General features: G+C 50.0%; 16 protein-coding genes. 15 read left to right on the plus strand and 1 reads right to left on the minus strand.

Features of this window, described 5'->3' with window-relative positions; all coding sequences use genetic code 11:
* Window positions 1–115 precede the first annotated feature (115 nt).
* The 15 genes from P2G88_RS03370 to P2G88_RS03440 all read left to right on the plus strand — a co-directional run bounded on the left by P2G88_RS03370 (window position 116) and on the right by P2G88_RS03440 (window position 19390).
* Window positions 116–1471 (plus strand): TIGR03013 family XrtA/PEP-CTERM system glycosyltransferase, encoded by a 1356-nt coding sequence (locus P2G88_RS03370; protein ID WP_275794264.1) that lies wholly within the window; start codon window positions 116–118, stop codon window positions 1469–1471.
* A 3-nt stretch (window positions 1472–1474) separates the two neighbouring features.
* Window positions 1475–2320 carry an XrtA system polysaccharide deacetylase gene (locus P2G88_RS03375; protein ID WP_275794266.1) on the plus strand — a complete coding sequence of 282 codons (846 nt, stop codon included), beginning with the start codon at window positions 1475–1477 and terminating at the stop codon, window positions 2318–2320.
* Entirely contained in the window at window positions 2317–3360 is a 1044-nt protein-coding gene (locus P2G88_RS03380; RefSeq protein WP_275794267.1) for a FemAB family XrtA/PEP-CTERM system-associated protein, read from the plus strand. The genes P2G88_RS03375 and P2G88_RS03380 overlap by 4 nt, the downstream gene beginning before the upstream one ends.
* Before the next feature lie 6 nt (window positions 3361–3366).
* On the plus strand, window positions 3367–4563 hold the full coding sequence (locus tag P2G88_RS03385; RefSeq protein WP_275794269.1) for a TIGR03087 family PEP-CTERM/XrtA system glycosyltransferase: 1197 nt from the start codon (window positions 3367–3369) through the stop codon (window positions 4561–4563).
* Between the two features lie 8 nt (window positions 4564–4571).
* Window positions 4572–6023 carry an exosortase A gene (gene xrtA / locus P2G88_RS03390; RefSeq protein ID WP_275794271.1) on the plus strand — a complete coding sequence of 484 codons (1452 nt, stop codon included), beginning with the start codon at window positions 4572–4574 and terminating at the stop codon, window positions 6021–6023.
* Entirely contained in the window at window positions 6013–7164 is a 1152-nt protein-coding gene (locus tag P2G88_RS03395; RefSeq protein WP_275794272.1) for a TIGR03088 family PEP-CTERM/XrtA system glycosyltransferase, read from the plus strand. The genes xrtA and P2G88_RS03395 overlap by 11 nt, the downstream gene beginning before the upstream one ends.
* A gap of 2 nt (window positions 7165–7166) precedes the next feature.
* Entirely contained in the window at window positions 7167–9065 is a 1899-nt protein-coding gene (locus tag P2G88_RS03400) for an XrtA/PEP-CTERM system amidotransferase (protein WP_275794273.1), read from the plus strand.
* A 1-nt stretch (window position 9066) separates the two neighbouring features.
* Window positions 9067–10287 carry a TIGR04063 family PEP-CTERM/XrtA system glycosyltransferase gene (locus P2G88_RS03405; protein WP_275794274.1) on the plus strand — a complete coding sequence of 407 codons (1221 nt, stop codon included), beginning with the start codon at window positions 9067–9069 and terminating at the stop codon, window positions 10285–10287.
* Window positions 10288–10334: 47 nt separating this feature from the next.
* The gene (locus P2G88_RS03410) at window positions 10335–11348 is read left to right on the plus strand and encodes a glycosyltransferase family 4 protein (RefSeq protein WP_275794275.1); all 1014 of its coding nucleotides are present in this window, start codon (window positions 10335–10337) and stop codon (window positions 11346–11348) included.
* Window positions 11345–12640, plus strand: coding sequence for a putative O-glycosylation ligase, exosortase A system-associated (locus P2G88_RS03415; RefSeq protein ID WP_275794277.1), 1296 nt, complete (start codon window positions 11345–11347; stop codon window positions 12638–12640). The genes P2G88_RS03410 and P2G88_RS03415 overlap by 4 nt, the downstream gene beginning before the upstream one ends.
* A 1-nt stretch (window position 12641) precedes the next feature.
* Window positions 12642–13985: an AMP-binding protein gene (locus P2G88_RS03420; protein ID WP_275794278.1), complete on the plus strand. Its 1344-nt coding sequence runs from the start codon at window positions 12642–12644 to the stop codon at window positions 13983–13985.
* A 36-nt stretch (window positions 13986–14021) separates the two neighbouring features.
* Window positions 14022–15026: a glycosyltransferase family 2 protein gene (locus P2G88_RS03425; protein WP_275794279.1), complete on the plus strand. Its 1005-nt coding sequence runs from the start codon at window positions 14022–14024 to the stop codon at window positions 15024–15026.
* A gap of 50 nt (window positions 15027–15076) precedes the next feature.
* On the plus strand, window positions 15077–16546 hold the full coding sequence (locus P2G88_RS03430) for an oligosaccharide flippase family protein (protein ID WP_275794280.1): 1470 nt from the start codon (window positions 15077–15079) through the stop codon (window positions 16544–16546).
* Window positions 16547–16560: 14 nt separating this feature from the next.
* Complete coding sequence (locus tag P2G88_RS03435; RefSeq protein WP_275794281.1) at window positions 16561–18105, plus strand: asparagine synthetase B family protein; 1545 nt, start codon at window positions 16561–16563, stop codon at window positions 18103–18105.
* 61 nt (window positions 18106–18166) lie between these two features.
* Window positions 18167–19390 carry a glycosyltransferase family 4 protein gene (locus P2G88_RS03440; protein ID WP_275794282.1) on the plus strand — a complete coding sequence of 408 codons (1224 nt, stop codon included), beginning with the start codon at window positions 18167–18169 and terminating at the stop codon, window positions 19388–19390.
* 30 nt (window positions 19391–19420) lie between these two features.
* Here the strand turns inward: P2G88_RS03440 and P2G88_RS03445 are convergent, their stop codons facing one another.
* Window positions 19421–20299 (minus strand): polysaccharide pyruvyl transferase family protein, encoded by an 879-nt coding sequence (locus P2G88_RS03445; RefSeq protein WP_275794283.1) that lies wholly within the window; start codon window positions 20297–20299, stop codon window positions 19421–19423.
* Window positions 20300–20333 lie beyond the last annotated feature (34 nt).

Below are 20333 nucleotides of genomic sequence, written 5' to 3' on the forward strand. Positions count from 1 at the left end.
CGCAGGGCTTCTGCTTTAAACTCTTCGCCGTGGCGTTTACGGGATCTGGATTCTTTTGTCATGCTTCACCTCGATTGCGATTCTATCGCTTAACGAGGTGTCCAGTCTTGTTGGTATGGATCATATTGCCTACTTGGCTTATGTATCCAGTGCATTAGTCACGCAGGTTGCAGAGGCTTCGGAACCCAACCAAAAAAGCCTGATAGTCAATGTTGTTTTACTTACCTTCTTTGTACTAATTTCAGCGCTCTCTGTGGGCTTATATGAGCCCAAACTCAGAGAGACATTCCGCGGCATTATCCGCCGCATCTTTGTCAGTGTGGCCATTAGCTATTTCTTTATGGAATTGCTGACCAGCACCATCTTGTTCCAGACTCAGCTTCATCCTTACTACCTGCCAACGGCGTCCGGAATGATCATTGTCGCCCTAGCTGTTTTTCGCTATTTTTCAAATCGCTTGGGCCTATTGGGGTTGGGTAAAGTGCGTTTGGTGGTACTAGGTGCCGGTGAACGTGCATCCATTATCGAAAAGCGGATGCGCCGTGAAGTGGACCGCATCAGTTTTGAGTTGCTTGGCTTTATACCCATTCCCGGAGATGACAGGGAAAATGGCATTCAGGGTGAAAAGCTGATTCATGTCAAAGTAGATGAAAATTTCAGGGACTTCCTGATCGAAAATGAAATTGAAGAAGTGGTGATAGCCTGCGATCAGCGTCGAGGGACATTACCTATCGAAGTCTTATTTGACTGCCGTATTCGTGGTATCGAGGTAGTCGATATCCTCGATTTTATGGAGAGAGAAACTGGGCAGATCGTGGTTAATCTGATTTACCCAAGTTGGGTCATATATTCCAACGGTTTTACCAGCCAGAACTATCTGCGTGACTTACTGGACTACGGCATGAACGCACTGTTGGCTTTTGTTGTGTTGTTCTTTGTATGGCCCTTCATGCTGCTCACCGCTTTATGTATTTACATCGAGGACGGCAGGCGGACAGGCGCGTCGGTGTTTTACAAGCAGGAACGGGTAGGGCTGAACGGCAAACTTTTTGACATCATCAAATTTCGCAGTATGCGCCCCGATGCCGAGAAAGATGGCGCCAAATGGGCGACGGTAGGGGATTCCCGGGTGACCAGAGTTGGTCAGTTTATTCGTAAGTATCGTCTTGATGAATTGCCACAACTCTGGAACGTCTTTAAAGGTGAAATGAGTTTTATTGGTCCAAGACCGGAGCGCCCGGAATTTGTGGAACATCTGATTAAACATATTCCGTACTACAATCAGCGGCACAACGTTAAACCTGGCCTGGCCGGTTGGGCGCAGTTAAATTATCCCTATGGCGCCAGTGTTGAAGATTCGATGGAGAAGCTGAAGTTTGACCTGTATTACGTTAAGCATCAGAGCCTGTTGCTGGATATCCTGATTTTGATCCGGACCGTCGAAGTGGTCATGTTCGGCAAGGGACGCTAACGAATGCAGCAAGTACAGAATATTCTCAATGCCATGACAGTGGATGTGGAAGACTTTTTCCACGTGTCGGCCTTTGACAACATCATCCGTCCCCAGGATTGGCAACAATACGAACCTAGGGTTGATCGCAACACCCGTCGCCTTCTCGATACCTTCGCCAGGTACGACATTAAATCCACTTTTTTTGTGCTTGGGTGGGTTGCCGAGCTTTTCCCTGAGCTGATTAAAGAAATTCATCGCCAGGGGCACGAAATTGCCAGCCATGGTTATGCACATCGGCGCGCTTCAGAACAGACGCCTGAGGAATTCAAAGCTGATGTGATTCGTTCTAAGGAGCACCTGCAAGATCTGTTGGGTGAACAAATTCTTGGTTACAGGGCCCCCAGTTTTTCTATCGGTTACAGCAATGAGTGGGCTTTTGAAATACTGGCTGAATTAGGCTTTGTTTACAGCTCCAGCACCTATCCGGTGAAGCATGATCTTTATGGCACACCCGATTGGCCGCGCTTTGCCTATCGCAGAAAGGAAGACATCCTGGAAATCCCCATTCCGACACTTAAGATAATGGGCAAACAGGTGCCTATCGGGGGAGGCGGTTATTTCAGGTTGTATCCTTATCCTGTGACCAAACACTTGGTCAATACCTACCTTCGCAAAGAGCGCCAGCCTTACTCGTTCTATTTCCATCCCTGGGAGATCGATCCCGATCAGCCAAGGCTAAAGCAGGCATCTGCCAAATCCAGGTTCCGGCACTATATCAATTTGCAACATACCCAGGCTAAACTGGAACGGCTTTTACAGGACTTTAGTTGGTCCACCATGAAGGAAGTATACGGAGTAACGGAGTGAGCGAGTTGTTGGCGCTTGAGAAATTTACCGGCGACGCGGATGTTGCCAAAGCCTGGGACAGCTTTGTTGAACAGTGCCCTGATGCCACTTTCTTCCATTTAAGTGGCTGGCTACGTATCAACCAAGACGTTTTTGGCCACAAAGCCCATTATCTGATGGCCAAGCAAGGCGCTGAGATAAAAGCGGTTTTACCCCTGGTGGAGCAGCGCAGCAAACTCTTCGGCCACGCCCTGATATCGACGCCTTTTTGTGTTTATGGCGGTGTCGCTGCAGTTGATGAGAGCAGCAAGCGCTTTCTCGAAGATGCTGCCATTGCTCTTGCTCATGAGCTGGGTGTGGATTATCTGGAGCTTCGCAATAAAGAAGCCAGTGCTCATCCCAAGCTTACTGAACGTTGCGCCCATTCCTACTTTGCCTGGCCGCTGGCGGATAATCCCGATGCGATTCTCGCCGGAGTAAAGAAAAAACAACGGGCGGTGATCCGCCATTCCCTGAAAAACGGCCTCTCTCATCGTGTAGATGATGATATGCAAACTGCTTACGACATCTATTCGGAGAGCGTGCGCAATCTGGGTACGCCGGTCTTCCCCAAGCACTACTTCCAAGCCTTAAAAGGAGCATTCGGCGAGCGTTGTGATGTGTTAACCGTAGAACATGATGGGCAGTCGGTATCCTCAGTACTCAATTTCTATTTCCGTGATCAGGTATTGCCCTATTACGGTGGCGGGGTGCCCAAGGCGCGGGACTTGAAAAGCAACGATTTTATGTATTACCAGTTGATGTGCGATGCCAGGGAAAAAGGCTACAGCCATTATGATTTTGGCCGCAGCAAAAATGATTCTGGTGCTTATCAGTACAAAAAGCACTGGGGCATGGAGCCAACGCCTCTGCATTACCAGTTCCATTTGGTCAAGGCGACTGAATTGCCCAACTTGAGTCCCAACAATCCCAAGTACCAGCTTTTCATTAAACTTTGGCAGAAGCTGCCGTTGTCTGTCAGCCGCTTTATGGGGCCGTTTCTATCGAAGTATTTAGGATAATCAGCGATGAAGGAGCCGTTGTTGTACCTTTGTCACCGAATCCCTTTTCCGCCTAATAAAGGCGACAAGATTCGGTCGTTTAATATCCTTAAAGAGTTGTCTAAAAGCTTCGATATCTATTTGGCTGCCTTTGTCGATGATCCCCATGACTGGCAATATAAGGACGATTTAACGCCATTTTGCAAAGAAGTTTTACTTTTGCCTCTTCACCCTTTGCGGGCGAAACTAAAAGGGCTCACGGCTTTTTTGTGCAACAAACCCATCAGTTTGCCTTATTTTCATAGCCGAGAATTGCAAAGATGGGTTAACCAGCAGATAGAACAACAGCAAATTCGCAAATGCTTTGTATACAGCTCGGCCATGGCCCAGTATCTGGAACATAAGGTCGGCCTGAAGCGAGTGGCTGATTTCGTTGACGTGGATTCTGACAAGTGGCGTCAGTACGCCGACAACGCCGGGAATCCCTTGCTCAAGTTTGTGTACGGGCGCGAAGCCCGCACCCTCGGAGCCTATGAGAAAAAGATAACCGCCAGCTTTGATGCGATTACCTTTGTGTCAGATCAGGAGGCGGCTTTTTTCCGTAAAGACCTACCCTTGGACAGTGCCGCCAAGGTGTCGTCCTTTCCCAATGGTGTCGATACCGGATTTTTCGATGCCTCACTCCCTCATGCCAATCCCATAGACAAGCCTTACCTGGTGTTTACCGGCGCCATGGACTATTGGGCCAATGTTGATGCGGTGTGCTGGTTTGTGGAAAAAGTATGGCCCTTGTTGTTATCCAGGCACCCTGATCTGCATTTTGCCATTGTCGGCGGGAACCCCACCGACAAGGTTAAAGCCCTGGCAAAGCATAAGCAGGTATTAGTGACCGGTCGGGTGCCCGATATCCGCCCCTATATTCAGCACAGTGTTTTTGCAATCGCTTCATTGCGAATCGCTCGAGGAATTCAGAACAAAGTGCTGGAGGCGATGGCAATGGGTAAAGCCGTCGTTATGACGTCTATGGCTGCTGAAGGAATTGAATTGCCGCCACAGCAAAAGCCCTATGTGGTAGACAAGGTGGATGAGTTTGCTTCAGTATGCGCTAGCCTTTTGTCCGATACTGACTCGATGTCGGCATTGGGGCAGATGAATTTTCACTGGATCGCGTCTCACTATAGGTGGGATGCGGTGACCGCAGAACTTATTAATCTGATGGAATAGAGAGCAAGATGTTCAGAGCATTGCCTGGTGTCAATTTGTTGGGGCTGTTGTTGCTGGTCTTCGCAGGCTGGGTTGTTATTTTTTATAAAACAATCTGGTCGGCAGTGCTTATCTGGGAGCGCTCTGAAACTTTTGCTCACTGCTTTTTGATATTACCCATTTGCATTTACCTGATACATCGGAGTTGGCCATCCCTGAAATCCCTTGAGGTACGGCCAAACTATTGGATTTTTCTGCCGCTGCTGGCAATGACACTGCTCTATTTACTTGGCAGCCTGGCCCATATCAGTGTGGTTGCGCAGGGCGCGGCATTTATTTTATTGCCGCTGTCGCTGTGGATGGTTCTGGGAAATAGCTTGGCCAAGGCGTTGTGGTTTCCGTTCTGTTTTTGGCTGTTCAGTATCCCGGCCGGGGAGTTCCTGATCCCGTCACTGCAGAACATAACCGCAGATATTTCTGTCGCCATGCTGCAGTTAACCAATATCCCCGTATATCGTGAAGGCTTGTATATTGCCATCCCTGGAGGGCTGTTCGAAGTGGCCGTGGCCTGCTCCGGGGTCAGGTATCTGATAGCCTCATTTTCCCTTGGGGTACTCTATGCCTACCTTACCTACAGCCAGTGGAAGAAACGCATTGTATTCGCGCTATTTGCGTTGTTATTACCCATTCTTGCCAACGGCATTCGGGCCTATGGCATTATTATCATCGCCTATCTGTCGGATATGAAGCTGGCAACCGGCGTTGACCATCTTATCTATGGATGGTTGTTCTTCGGCATTATGATCTTGTTAATGTTTTCCATCGGCGGTATTTGGGCCGACCCTGTTGAAAAGCAGCCCGAGTCGCAGGAAAAAGCTGTCTCGGTACCTACGTCCACATGGCTACCTGTATGGGCATTGGTCGTTTTAACCGGATTGGCTACACAGTTCTACCAGTCCAGTGCCGCCACGCCGCGTATCATCGCTTCTGTTGATCTGTCCGCTGCCTTTGAGTTGGAGCAGAATGACCTGTCAGGGCAAGGTTGGTTACCGCAATTTCAAAACCCTTCCCAGGAGATTATCGGCTCCCGGGACGAACTCAGCATCTATGCGGCCTACTATGAGCAGAACCAGCAGGATGCGGAACTAATAAACAGTCGCAACAAAGTGTTTAATCACAAGGGCTGGTCCAAGTTATCCGAACAAGTCTTCGAGCGATTCACGGTACTGGAGATCAGCAGCGCTTCCGGAAACAGGCGATTGCTGGCCTATGCCTACGCCAATGATTGGATGACCAGCCCATCAGGTTGGAAAATAAAAGCGGTTCAGGCATTGCAGGCGCTATTGGGACAACCCCAGCCAGGTCTGTTTGTGGCTATGTCTATTCCAGTCAGCCAGGCGTCCGATTACCGGCAGGCATTTGTCAGTGAAGCACAAGCCTTCTTCTCAAAAGATATGGAGGCGATGCTCGGTGGCAATTAACAAGAAGCACATTGCCCATCTAATTCACCGGTTTGACACCGGAGGGCTGGAGAACGGTTTGGTTAATCTGATCAACCAGTTGGATGAACAGAGCTACTTTCACAGCGTTATTACCCTTAACGGCTATAACCCGGAGTTTTGCAAGAGAGTTAAAACTTCGAATGTGGCCTTTTACGATCTGAATAAAGCAGAGGGACAGGACCTTGGCATGTTTGTGCGTCTGAACAAACTGCTTAAAGACATTACTCCCGACGTTTTCCATACACGCAACCTCAGTGCCATTGAAGGACAGCTAGTGGGCTGGTGGCGTAATGTTCCTCTGCGTATCCATGGTGAGCACGGTTGGGGCGTAAATGATTTGCACGGCAGCAATAAGAAATATCAACGTTTACGTCGTTTTTTTAAGCCGATGATTCATCAGTATGTTGCCCTTTCGACGGAAGCAAAAGATTATTTGCTGGAAAAAATTGGCGTACCTTCCTGCCGTATTAATCATATATGCAATGGTGTGGATACCCAGAAGTTTCGGCCCGACGCGTCTTTGCCCGAGGACATTCCTGAAGGTTTTTCGGCTGGCAAGACGCTGGTCTTTGGTACGGTAGGCCGCCTGGCAGATGTGAAAAACCAAGCTTATCTACTGAGCGCATTTGCCCATCTGGTCAAATACTATCCCAAGCATGCACAAGGACTGCGACTGCTGATAGTTGGCGGTGGCGGTCTGATGGATAAATTGCAGGCCCAGGCAAAAAAAGACGGGATCCTGGACAGAGTCTGGTTTACCGGTGATCGCAGTGATATCGACAGACTTATGCGGCTGATGGATGTCTTTGTGCTTCCGTCATTGGCGGAAGGCATTTCCAATACCTTGCTGGAAGCCATGGCCAGTGGTTTGCCTGTAGTGGCCACAAAGGTAGGCGGAAATCCTGAATTGCTTTACCCTTCTCACCATGCGGGCAATTTAGTCGCTACCGATGATACAGAACAACTGGCGGCGGCCATGGCTCAGTATTTCCTGCAGCCGGGTATTTTAGAGCAACACAGCCAGGAGAACCGGGTGCATTGTTGTGAGCGGTTCAGTATTCGTCATATGGTGGAACAGTACCACCATCTTTATCAAGTTTCTCCCAATCAAGGTCAGTAATCATGTGTGGAATTGCCGGTATTTTTCATTTATCCCAGAACACGAAGGTCGACGAGCATGTTCTGCAGCGGATGAACGACCGTCAACATTATCGTGGTCCCGATGCCGGTGACTACTTCTTTGAGGCCGGCGTCGGACTGGCCCATAGGCGTCTTTCCATTATTGACCTGGAAGGCAGTCCCCAGCCCATGCAAAGCGCCGACAAGCGCGCATGTGTGGTATTTAACGGCGAGATCTACAATTTCAAGGAATTGCACAAGGAACTCTCGGCAAAGGGTTACAAGTTTAATACGCAAGGGGACACGGAAACCATTCTGAATGCCTGGTTGGAGTGGGGCGAAGACTGCGTACATAAACTGCGCGGCATGTTCGCTTTTGCTATCTGGGACAGGGAAAAGCGTTCGTTGTTTGTGGCGCGCGACAGACTGGGCATCAAGCCGCTGTTCTATTCGCTGCTGCCTAGTGGCGAGTTTATCTTTGGCTCGGAGCTTAAGGTGCTGGTGGAGCACCCCTTATTCGACAAAAGACTGCGTAATACCACCATCGAAGACTATTTTACCTTCGGCTATATCCCCGAGCCCCATACTGTTTATCAAAACGCCTATAAGCTTGCGCCCGGTCACTGCGTGCTTATCAAGCAGGGGCAGTCGCCCATCATCGAGCCCAAGCAGTATTGGGATATCCCCTTACATGTTGATAAGGCTCCCAGTGCTGAGGAAGTGCAGGCCGAGTTGATTGATCGCCTCAAGCAAGCTGTTGATATTCGGCTGGTGGCCGATGTGCCGCTTGGTGCTTTCCTATCCGGTGGCGTTGACTCCAGCGCCATAGTTGCACTGATGTCCCAGCTGCAACCGGACCCGGTGAACACCTGCGCCATCGGCTTTGATGTTGCAAGGTTTAACGAAACCCAGTTTGCGCAGATGGTGGCCGACCGTTACAAAACCAATCACCGGGTCGAAATAGTCAGTCAGGATGACTTTGACCTTATCGATAAGCTGTCGGATTTGTATGATGAGCCTTATTCGGATAGCTCCGCCATGCCCACCTATCGGGTTTGCGAGCTGGCGAGAAAGCATGTAACAGTGGCGTTGTCAGGTGATGGCGGTGATGAGCTTTTCGCCGGCTATCGTCGCTACAGAATGCACCTGCATGAGGAAAAGATCCGAAACCTGCTGCCCCTGGGCTTGAGAAAGCCCTTGTTCGGTCCCCTTGGCGCACTTTACCCCAAACTGGACTGGGCGCCGAAATTCCTGCGCGCCAAAACCACCTTCCAGTCCATGGCGATGGATACCATTGAAGGCTATCACAACAGTATCTCCATCCTGCGTCGGGATGAGCGCCACAAGTTGTTTTCAAATGCCTTTAAACAAACCCTCAATGGATACAATTCTCTGGAGGTATTTCGTCGCCACGGTGAGAAAGCCAAACATCTGGACCCATTAAAGGTGGCTCAGTACATTGATATGAAAACCTATCTGGTCGGTGACATTCTGACCAAAGTGGACCGCGCCTCTATGGCCCACTCACTTGAAGTGCGGGTACCCATACTGGATCACAAGTTTGTGGAATGGGCATTCCATGCGCCGTCCAGTCATAATCTGCATGGTGGTGAAGGCAAGTATTCCTTTAAAAAAGCTCTGGAGCCGCATTTGCCCCATGATGTGCTTTATCGCAAGAAAATGGGCTTTGCCGTGCCCTTGGCCGATTGGTTCAGAGGCCCGCTAAAAGGCCGGCTTTACGAAGGGATCTTGTCCGAAAGAATGAAAGACAGCGGCTATTTTGATGTTACCAGGCTAAAGAAGCTGGTGGATGATCATGTCAGCGGTGTTCGGGACAATAGCGCATCGTTGTGGACCCTGATGATGTTTGAATCATTCCTGCGTAAGCAGTTGGGGCGTTAGTATGAAAATTCTGCACGTCTTAGATCACAGTATTCCATTGCACAGCGGATATACCTTTCGGACCCGCGCGATTCTTAATCAGCAAAGGGCGATGGGGTGGCAAACCTGCCATGTGACCGGCCCCAAACAGGGGCATGTGGATCAGTTGGAAGAAACGGTGGACGGGCTGAAATTCTACCGAACCCAAGTGCCACAAGGGTTACTCAGCAAGATCCCTGCACTGAATCAGCTTGCCTTAATCGGGCCGATGCGTAAGCGCATCCTGGAAGTCATTGAGGAAGAGAAGCCCGATATTATTCATGCCCACTCGCCAGCGCTAAACGGCATGGCAGCGCTGCAGGCGGGCCGTAAGTCCGGCAAACCGGTCGTTTATGAAATTCGCGCCTTTTGGGAAGATGCCGCCGTTGATCACGGTACTTGTAAGGAAGGTGATCTGCGTTACCGACTGACCCGAAAACTGGAAACCCATGTGGCCCGACAGGCCGGCATGGTAACCACCATTTGCGAGGGCCTCAGGGCTGACCTGAAAGCCCGAGGTATTGCCGACAGTAAGATAGTGGTGATCCCTAATGCCGTGAATGTGGAGCAGTTTCCTCTGTTGTCAGGCAAGGATTTGGCCCTGCAACAGGAATTGGGCCTAACCAACAGACCGGTTCTGGGATTCCTGGGTTCTTTTTATGCCTATGAGGGACTGGATCTGCTGGTGCGCGCCATGCCGCAAATATTGCAAGCCATTCCCAATGCCTGTTTGTTATTGGTGGGAGGGGGACCTCAGGAGCAGAACCTGAAGGCCCTGGTTCAGGAGCTGAAACTTCAGGATCATGTCATCATGCCGGGCAGGGTGCTGCACCAAGAAGTAGGGCGCTATTACAGCCTGGTGGACTTATTGGTCTATCCACGCAAGCCTATGCGCCTGACCGATTTAGTTACGCCATTGAAACCCCTTGAGGCCATGGCTCAAGGAAAGATGGTGATGGCATCGGATGTGGGCGGACATCGTGAGCTTATAACCCACGGTATCAATGGCTGGCTGTTTAAAAGCAATGATATCCCCGCACTTGCAGAGCAAGCTGTAAAGACCCTTAAGCAGTCCCATGAGCATGGAACCATATTGCAAGCAGGCCGTGAGTTTGTGGAGAATATCCGTAACTGGAAAAATTCCGTTTCCAACTACAAAGAGGTGTACGGCAAGCTGCTATCAGGGGGCGCTTCCCGTTTATGAAGATTTGCCTGATTGGACCCACGCCGCCTCCTTCTGGCGGTATGGCAATGCAGACACTGCAGTTGCATAAGTTGCTGGAAGCCCGGGGGCATCAGGTCACCTTGCTTCCGGTCAACTTACCCTATCGCCCGGCCTTTATCGGTAAGATACCTGTTGTCAGAGCTTTTTTTCGCTTTATCCACTATGTGTGGTTGTTGTTCAGGCAGCTCAAAGGTCAGGATGTGGTGCATTTGATGGCCAATTCCGGATGGTCATTCCACCTTTATGCGCGACCGGCCGTAAGCATTGCCAGCTGGTATAAGATTCCGGTTGTCATTAACTACCGTGGCGGTGGTGCGAAATCTTTCTTTGCGGTGGCCTGGTCAAAGGTGCGCAGAACCTTTGAAAGAGCCGAAAAAGTGGTGGTTCCCAGCGGCTTTTTGCAAAATGTTTTTGCCGAATTTGGTTTTGCAGCCACCGTTGTTCCCAATATTGTGGATTTGAGTGTTTTTCGCTTTCAATCCCCCAGGCTGACAACAGACTCGTTGCATATTGTCGTTACCCGTAATCTGGAAGCTTTGTATGACAATGAAACGGCTATCTGGGCATTCAAAATCATTGCAGATAAGTATCAAGGGGCGAGGTTGACAATTGCCGGAGAGGGGCCGCAACGAGCCGAACTTGAGAAATTAGCCAAAGAGTCTGGACTCGGCGACAGGGTCAAATTTGCCGGCCGATTAGGCAGAGAAGCAATGGCTGATTTGTATGCCAGCGCCGATATCATGTTTAATCCCAGTCGCGTGGATAATATGCCCAATTCCATACTGGAAGCCTTGGCCAGTGGTGTCTTGGTGGTCTCAACCAATGTCGGTGGCATTCCCTATATGGTGTCGGATCGCCAGCACGCATTGCTGGTGCCGCCCGCCAACCCGCAGGAGATGGCAAAAGCCGTCTTTTCCTTGCTTGAAAATACTGAATTGGCTGAATCCCTGGCCGAACAAGGCCGTGATTTGGTGCAGGCCTACCAGCCACAAAAAGTTGTGCCACTGCTTGAAGCCATATACCGGGAAGCCATGACGTGAGAGATATTGCGCTTTTCCTGTTGCTGATTGGCACTATCCCCTTGATGTTCAGGCGTCCCTTTGTCGGGGTGCTGGTCTGGTGCTGGATCAGTTATATGCTGCCGCATAAGCTTACATGGGGATTTATGTACAATTTTCCCGTGGCACAGATGATCGCCATCTTTGCTCTGGCCGCTTACGCCTTTAGTAAAGAGCCCAAATCCATCCCCATGGAACCGCCAATAAAGTGGCTGATTTTCTTCTATGTCTTGCTGTTTCTGTGTTGGTTGTTTCACGAGAAAACCGCATTTACCAATATGCTGGCAATGAAAGTGGTAAAGGTGCAGTTCTTCACCCTTGTGATTCTGGCTATGCTGACCACTCGTAAACGTATTGAAATGGCGCTATGGGTTATCGCTCTGAGTATTGGTTTCTACGGAGTAAAAGGCGGTATCTATACGCTGGTAACCGGGGGAGCCTATCGGGTATACGGTCCGGATGGTGGTTTTTTTGAGGAAAACAACGCCATGGCCATTGCCAATTTGATGGTGATCCCTGTGTTCTTGTACCTCAGCACCACCATCAAAAACAATAAGCTCAAGATATTGCCAATTATTGCCGCGGTGCTAACGGCAGCCGCTGTGTTTGGTTCGCACTCTAGGGGGGCGTTCCTTGCCCTGACCGCCTGTGCTTTCTTCCTGTGGACTAAATCCAACAAGAAGATGCTTTCCATGTTGGTTATTCTGGCAGTGGTACCGGTGTTGTTTAACTTTATGCCGGAGCACTGGCATGAGCGTATGGCCACTATTTTTGTTGAAGAGGACACCGGTGAGGAGCGTGACAGTTCGGCAAACAGCCGACTTAATGCCTGGCGTGCCGGATTCAATATGTCGCTGGATCACCCCTTTGCCGGTGGCTTTAATGCGGAAACGCCGGCGAACTGGATGATATACGCTCCAAATCCGGAAGATTTTGTGGCTTTCCATAGTAATTACATTCAGGTGCTGGGTAAGCATGGTTGGATTGCATTATTCGCCTTTTTAATGATCTTTTATTCGAGCTGGCGGCTTGGAAACAAGATATACAAACAGACCTATCAGATTGAGTCATTGAGGTGGGCCGGATTGATGTGCCGGTTCCTGCAGGTAAGCATAGTGGCCTATATGGTCGGTGGTGCATTCCTGTCGCTGGCCTATTTTGATTTGCCCTATCATTTCGTGATTACCATTGTGGCGGTGCATGTGATTGTGAAGCGTGAACTTGCCGAACTTGAGCAGGAAAAAAACGCCGATGACGCTAAGGTGACAGGGTAGCATGGCACTTTACACACAACTGGTTAGCCGCTTGTTGTTTCCGCTTCATGAGAAGCTTAAAGGTCATTCAACGGTGCAAAAACGTGAAGCACTGGAGCGTTCACAGTGGCAAACCGGGGCGCAAATTAGCGCTTCACAGGAGAAATCTCTGGAAGCGTTTTTGCTCAATTTGTCCAGGCATAATCCGTATTTCAGAGCGTTGTTTTCGAGGCTGGATATCACGGCTGAAGATTTTGCCAATATAGATGTGCTAAAGCGCATACCCTTGCTGGATAAGGCTACTATTCGTGAGAACGAAAAGGGCTTCGTCAGTGAGTTGTGCCAGTCTCCTCATTTTATGACCACATCAGGCTCCAGCGGTACCCCCTTGAGATTTGTGCTTGGCAAAGAACGTATCAGTCACGATGTCGCGGCAAAATGGCGTGCAACCCGATGGTGGGGCGTGGATATCGGTGATCCGGAAGCTGTGATCTGGGGATCCAGTATCGAGCTTTCAGGGCAGGGCTGGGCCAAGGTTTTGCGCGACAGATTGTTTCGTTCAAGACTTTTCCCGGCCAAACAGTTGGATGCCGAAGGAATGGATCGCCTGCTCGACGATTTACAAAGTTTCGAACCGGCCATGATATATGGCTATCCCTCCATACTTACCATGTTGGCTGAGCATGCCAATAGCAAAGGGATTGTCTATCGACCGGGCAGACTGAAAGTCATATTCTGCACCGCTGAAAAACTGTACCCCCATCAACGTCAGACTATTGAAACCTTTTTCGGAGTCCCCGTCGCCAATGGTTATGGCAGCCGGGACGCGGGCTTTATTGCCCACGAATGTCCAGAAGGCGGACTGCATATCAGTGCCGAAGATATTATTGTTGAAGTGCTGGATGAACTGGGCAATGACTGCAAAGTAGGAGAGATAGGAGAGTTGGTGGTCACTCACCTTTGTACATCTGATTTCCCCATGCTGAGGTATCGCACCGGCGATTTGGCGACAATGGCCGAGGGCCCCTGTGCATGCGGAAGGGGACTGCCAAGGTTTGCCGATGTTATCGGACGCTCCAATGATGTCTTGCGTGCGACCAACGGCGCTGCAGTGCATGGGGCCTATATTGGCAACATAGTGCGCGAAGACCGCGCGGTTTGTCATTTCCAGATGATCCAGGAAAGTGACCGGCAATTTGAGCTTAAATTGGTGAACTATCCAGACATGCAGATTGATGTACAAAAGATGGCCACCAAGCTGAAAAAGGTGTTGGGTGATGAGGCCGATATCAGCATTGACGTGGTACAAGACATCCCCGCAGAAGCGACGGGAAAATATAAATACATCATTAACCGCAGCCGTTAATAGCAGATTGTCGGTTTGCAAAGGTAACTAGCATTCATGAGTGAAACATCGGATCTTCCCCTGGTAACTGTGGTCATTCCCTACTTTCAGCGCCAGAGCGGAATTTTAAAGAAGTGTGTGGAATCCATTGTCAGCCAGGAGAACTACAGCAACTTCAATGTGATTGTAGTGGACGACGCATCTCCAGTGTCGGCTGATTCGGAGTTGGCAGATATTCTGGCCAGAGACAGCCGCATCAGGGTTATTCGTCAGGATAATGCTGGTCCCGGCGCCGCCAGAAACAGGGGCCTGGACAACATCCCGGCAGACACCACTTACGTGGCCTTTATTGACTCTGATGACTGGTGGGAAAAAGACTTCCTGTGTTGCGCCATTGAAGCCCTGGAGCAAGGGCATGATTTGTATTTTGCCAACAGCAGCCGAATGGGGTTTAGCGAAACACGATTCGATTGGCAGGCCAAAGATGGGCTGAATTTGGATGAAAAGTCCCACCTCTGTCTGGATGAGACCAGGAAGCTCTATCGGTTCAAGGGCGACTTCTTCGACTATGCTATCGTGCGCAGCAATATTATCAGCACCTCGGCACTGGTATATCGCTTAAGTTGCCAGCCGCAACTCAGGTTTAGCACCAGGCTTTTTAACGGGCAGGATAGATTATTCAAGTTAATGCTCGCCCAGGCTACTAACAAGGTCGCTTTTTGTCCCAGGGTCATGGTCCAGGAAGAAACAGGGGTGAATATTTTCGACAGCGCTAAGTGGGGCACCGCCAAGTCGCTGGTGTTACTGTCGAACTACATCAAATTGGCCAAGTGTATTCTTCAGGAATTGCGTCTTACGCCGACCCAGCAGGCCCATGTAAAAAGCCAGTTACAGGACTCCCGCTTTTCGATGGTAGCCAGCCTGATGCATTTGCTCAAAAGTGGTGATCCTTTCGATTGGAAAGTCATCTCGGGCACTATTAAGGCCGATCCGGCCTTTCTGTTCTGTTTCGTTCCTAATCTATTCAGATTACTGATGCGCCGCAACGGGGGAGCAAAATGACCCCGGACCAGTGGCATCGCTATTCAAGGGAAGTGTAAGCACTTATGGCGATGCGTAAAAATCTGAGCGTAATGGGGATGGCCAATCTTGGGGCGTTCCTGATGAACTTCCTCAGTGTAGTGGTTGTTTCTAGGCTTCTGACACCGCAGGAAATCGGTATTTATTCGGTTTCCGTTGCCGTGCTGGGTATTGCCCATATTTTCCGTGATTTCGGCGTGGGACAGTACCTGGTCCAGGCCAAAGTGGTGGGGCAGGAAGAGTTCAGGGCCGCTTTTTCCGTTACGCTTTTCTCTTCATGGTTGCTGGCTATCTTGTTATTCCTGGCTGGTGCGCCCCTGTCCGAGTTATATGAACATCAGGGCGTCGCCGAAGTATTGGCCATTCTTTGTGTGAACTTTCTGATCCTGCCCTTTGGCACCCCCCTTCTCTCATTAATGCAAAGGGAGCTGCAGTTTAAATTACTGGCATTCAATATGTGGATGTCTACCTTCGTGCAGACATCGGTAACCATTGCATGCGCCTATGCCGGTCAGGGATATTTAAGTATGGCCTGGGGTGCTCTGGCCTCCCATGCCGTCAAAGTGCTTTGGTTGAATGCCATCCGCCCCGGTGAGATTTTTATGTGGCCCACCTTTAAAGGACTGGGTGAAACGGTGCGATTCGGCTCCTTGTCCAGTTTGGCCTCTATCATCAAAGAAGTGGGCACCGGCGCCCCGGATCTTATTCTCGGTAAGACCCTCGGCTTTGTTGAGGTGGCTTTTTTAAGTCGCGCAGCCGGTTTGAAAAAGATGCTGATCACAAGGTTAGTCGGTTTTATCCGAAGTGTTTATTTCCCCACCTTTGCCAGTGAGCTTAGAAAGGGGCGTGACGGCGCGGCCATGTACAGTCAGGCCATGCTTTATATGGTGGCTATTACCGGCCCCGTACTTGCGGTACTGGCCGTTGTCTCCGAACCCCTGATATTGTTTTTGTTTGGTGCGCAATGGGAACGCTCAGCGCCTCTGGCCAGCCTGATTTGTTTTTACGGTATGCTGGTCACGCCTTATTCCTTATATAGCCTGTCCCTGATCGCTGCCGGGCAGGTTGGCAGAAACCTATGGGTTGAGTCCAGTATTCAGATCGTTCAGGTACTGGTGTTGCTCAGTTCTATCTGGTTACCCTTGGAGCAGGTGGTGTGGTTGTTCGGGTTGGTGGCATTGGTTCAAATGGTCAGTTCGCAGTATGCCATGAACAAAACCTTCGGATTAACGGCCTTGGCTCACCTTCGGGCCATTTCCTCTTCGTTGGTACTGATCCCAACTAGCGTTGTCGGCCCCGCTATGGTGATGCTTTTGGCCCAAACCTTTGGATACAGTAACTGGTATTTTGTCATTCTGCTTTTTAGCGGACTGACCGCCGCAATTGGCTGGGGTATCGGGGTATACCTGACCAATCATGTGATGCTAAAAGAACTGAAGAATGTTCTGGCATTGCTAAGAAGTAAGTACAAGCAACGTTTCGGCTCAAAAGAAGCGGGATAAGGGGAAGCAACAGTATGGGGAGCATAGAGTTGCATAAGCAGGCTCAGAACAGGCCCTATTTGCACTTAAGCTGTGCCAATCAGCAGCTAAAGACCGAAGGGGTGGCAAGCTGCAGCCTGGGTAAACCCATCAATATCAATGATGGCGCAGAACAGGCCGACGGAATTTACCTTAACTGGCAGTGGGATGGCCAGGAGCTTAACGCCAGCAATGACAGATACGGTATGTATCCCCTCTACTATGCCGCTTTTAATGGCGAGATTGTTATCTCGCCTAGCATCTTTCCCATTCTCAATACCTCGGTGCCAAAAGACCTGGACTATGCGGCGCTTGCCATACTGTTTCGTATCGGTCATGTGATTGGTAATGACACGCCCTTTCGCCATATCAAGGTGTTACCGCCCAATAGCAGATTGCGCTGGCGGGAAGGTAAACTGGAGATTCAATCCACCCCGGTAACCAGCTGTTTTGCCAACAACCAAAGGCTTTCCTACGATGATGCCGTGGACGGTTACCTGCATTATTTCCGCCAATCCGTCAGTCGTCGTCTGCCTGGCGATGAGCGTTTTACAATGCCTATCAGTGGCGGCCGGGATTCGCGCAATATCCTGTTTGAATTGCATCGCCAGGGCGCCACACCACAGCGTTGTGTGACACTGCGTTACAGGCCGCCGGCGACCAATGAGGATGAGCGCGTCGCCAGGCTAATTTGCCAGCGCCTGGATATTGTCCATGACATTATTGATAAGCCCGAGAACTGGTTCGATGCGGTGTTGGAAGATATCTATCTCACCAATTTTTGTGGCGGTGGACATTCCTGGGCCTTGCCTCTGGCCGATTACTTCAGGGAGCATCAGGTTACCACCATCTATGATGGCCTGGCGGGTGGCATTATCTCCAGTGGGCAAACCCTGGATGTCAATAAGGACAAGCTGTTCAGGGAAGAGCGGCTGGAAGAGCTGGCCCTGTTGCTGCTAAACGAAGCGAGCTTTGAAGGTTTCAACAAGGACGGCCTGGTGGCGGACTTTTATCAGAAAATTGATATGCAGCTTGCCGTCGAACGCTTGGTTGAGGAGTTAAAACGCCATCTGAATACCGGCAGTCCGGCCTTGTCTTATACCTTCTGGAATCGCACTCGCCGCGCTGTCAGCGCCATTCCCTTTTCTATTATGTCCGGTGTAGATACGGTGCACTGTCCTTATCTGGACAGGGACTTCTTTGATTTTTGCACCGGCCTGGATGCGGCCTACATACTCACTCATAAGTTCCATGATGATGTGATTGCCAGGGGCTATCCGTCCCTGGCCGACCTTCCCTATGAAGATAAAAGTATCAAGGCTCAGTATGACCAGGAAGCCAGCCGCTATTATCACCGGGCGGTGCTGGATTACTCCGGATATCTGTTAAAGCGCGGAATGGGCGGCAGCGCCCTGATGAAAAACCGCTTCTCCTGGAGCAGGGTGCTTAATGATCTTGTGCGTCGTCCTCAGGATCAGGCATGGTATCTGAGGCGCTGCCTGTATGGATATGAGCTGGAAAAACTGGCTCAGATTGATTGAATTTGATTTTATGACCTCGCCAGGCATTGCCGCGCGTTGTCTTTAACGGAATACCTGTCCCATGAAAAAAATATTGCTGATGTCATCCGTGATCCCCGACGGCAACGGTATCGGTGTGCAGCGCAGAATAGCCAATTATCTCAAAGCGCTTTGCAAGCATTTCGAAGTACATTTACTGGTTTGCAAGCCCTTTTACAAGGGCAATCCTATCCCTGAATCTTTGGCGGCATTATGTGAAAGTGCTGTCTTAATGCCGGTGGACGTGAAAAAGTCGTCTTTTCCGACCTGGTTTCCGCCCATGTCCTACATCGCAGAATGGCTGCATCCCAGTTACAAGCGCAATATGCCCGATGAAAAGCAATTAAAAGAGATCGCCAAGCTTTTTGCAGCCCATCAGTTTGACACTGTGTTTTGCTTCAGGATCCGCACATCCATCATTCTGGATCGCCTAGAAGAAGCCAATATGGTGAAAAAGTCGTACAAGAAGATTGTCGACTTTGATGATATTGAGTCCGTTGCCATTGCCAGAGAACTGGAAACTAAGGGGGGAGAAGCCGGACTGGAATATCGTCTTATCCAGGCATTGCGTATCCGCCGCCTGGAGCAATTAGAAGCCAGATTTTTGCAAAGTTACGATATCGTGCTGTCCTGTTCCGACAAGGATACCCTGTGGCTTGAACAGCAAAAACCCAAGGCCCGTATTTTATCCGCGCCCAATTGCGTGGTCCTGCCTGAAACAGTTGCACATGGAGAAGAAGGCGCCGAAGTGGTAAATATTCTGTTCGTGGGCACCATGAGCTATCTGCCCAATGAAGATGGCATTATCTGGTTTGTGAAAAATATCTATCCTCAATTGGTGAAACGTTCGTCCAAGCCCATTTCGCTGACACTGGTGGGCTACAACCCCGCACAGAAGGTAAGAGATCTGGCCAGGTTTGAGGGGGTGACGGTCACCGGCGGTGTGGAATCCGTGGTGCCCTACTATGAAAATTGCCACTTTGTGATTTCACCCATTCGCTTTGGTGGCGGCACACGTATCAAGATCCTTGAAGCATTGAGTCAGGAAAAAGCCGTTGTTTCAACAACAGTGGGCGCCGAGGGCATAGAGGTCGAGCATGCAAAGAGTATTTTGCTGGCCGACAGTGAGGAAGACTTTGTGAAGGCCTGTTTGACCCTGATTGATTCGCCCTCACAGCGGTTGGCGCTGGGTAAGGCCGGACGCGAGCTGGTAGCAAATCACTATACGGTTGATGCCATTGGCGAGAAAATTAAAGCCATCATTTGATGGCTTTAGTTTTAAAAGTAGTTTACCAGGCTAAAGATTATAGTCCTTTTGGGCCTTCTTGATTTGTTCCTTTAGTTGCTGCATGCGCTCTGAGAAAATTTTGTCGTCACTCAGCAGGGCATTATCCGCTGAGGCGTAATGCTTCAGCTTATTGCAGATTATCCGCTTTTTCACTGCCTGTTTCAGGCGACTAGCGATGCCCATCTTTTTAGGGTTCCACAAAATGGGCAAGTTCAGCTCGCTGAACTCCATTCCTACGGATTGACACCAATCGGTCCACTTGAACTGATGTGTTTCCTTTTCATGGCTGGCGGTGATTGAGCTGTATGGAAGCCAGGGAACCCTCAGCGCATCCGCAATAATGGCGCCATGCATCGCTTCGGTTACAACAAACCGACATTGGCGGATGCTGTTGGCAAACTCTTCGACACTCAGCCTTGGACTGATAAGCTTAAAACTCAACCTGTCGGCAATCTCCTGCCATGGCTGATGCTCGGTCCGGAAGTAGGGGATCAGGCCGATGTCTTGCGCATTAGCCGATTTTGGCTCGAAAAATTCTGAAATCAGCAGTCCCGGATCGCTGATGTACGGGCATTCAATCCCTTGCTTCTGCACGGCGGCTTGGGTTAAAGGCCCCCTGACAAACCGAATGTCCCAGGAGTTGTCCAATTCAGGCAGGGCATTTGCTCCTCTGGCGCCTGGTCCAAACACCAGTTTTTGTGGCGAAGGCGAAAAGCGGCCATCGAAGATAGAGCCGATACCGATAAATACACAATCCGGATGAACATTATCCATATTCGGGAAATAATGTTTGAAAATATAGGGGTTGAGGTCGTCGCCGACATTCCTTAACTGGGTGTCAAAATATCCTAACTTCAAGTAAACCTCTGAATGCTTAAGAACTGGCATTGGATTTCCAGCTTATCCTGATGAAGGAAAACTC

Source organism: Aliiglaciecola sp. CAU 1673 (assembly GCF_029223185.1).
Taxonomy (GTDB): Bacteria; Pseudomonadota; Gammaproteobacteria; order Enterobacterales; family Alteromonadaceae; genus Bowmanella.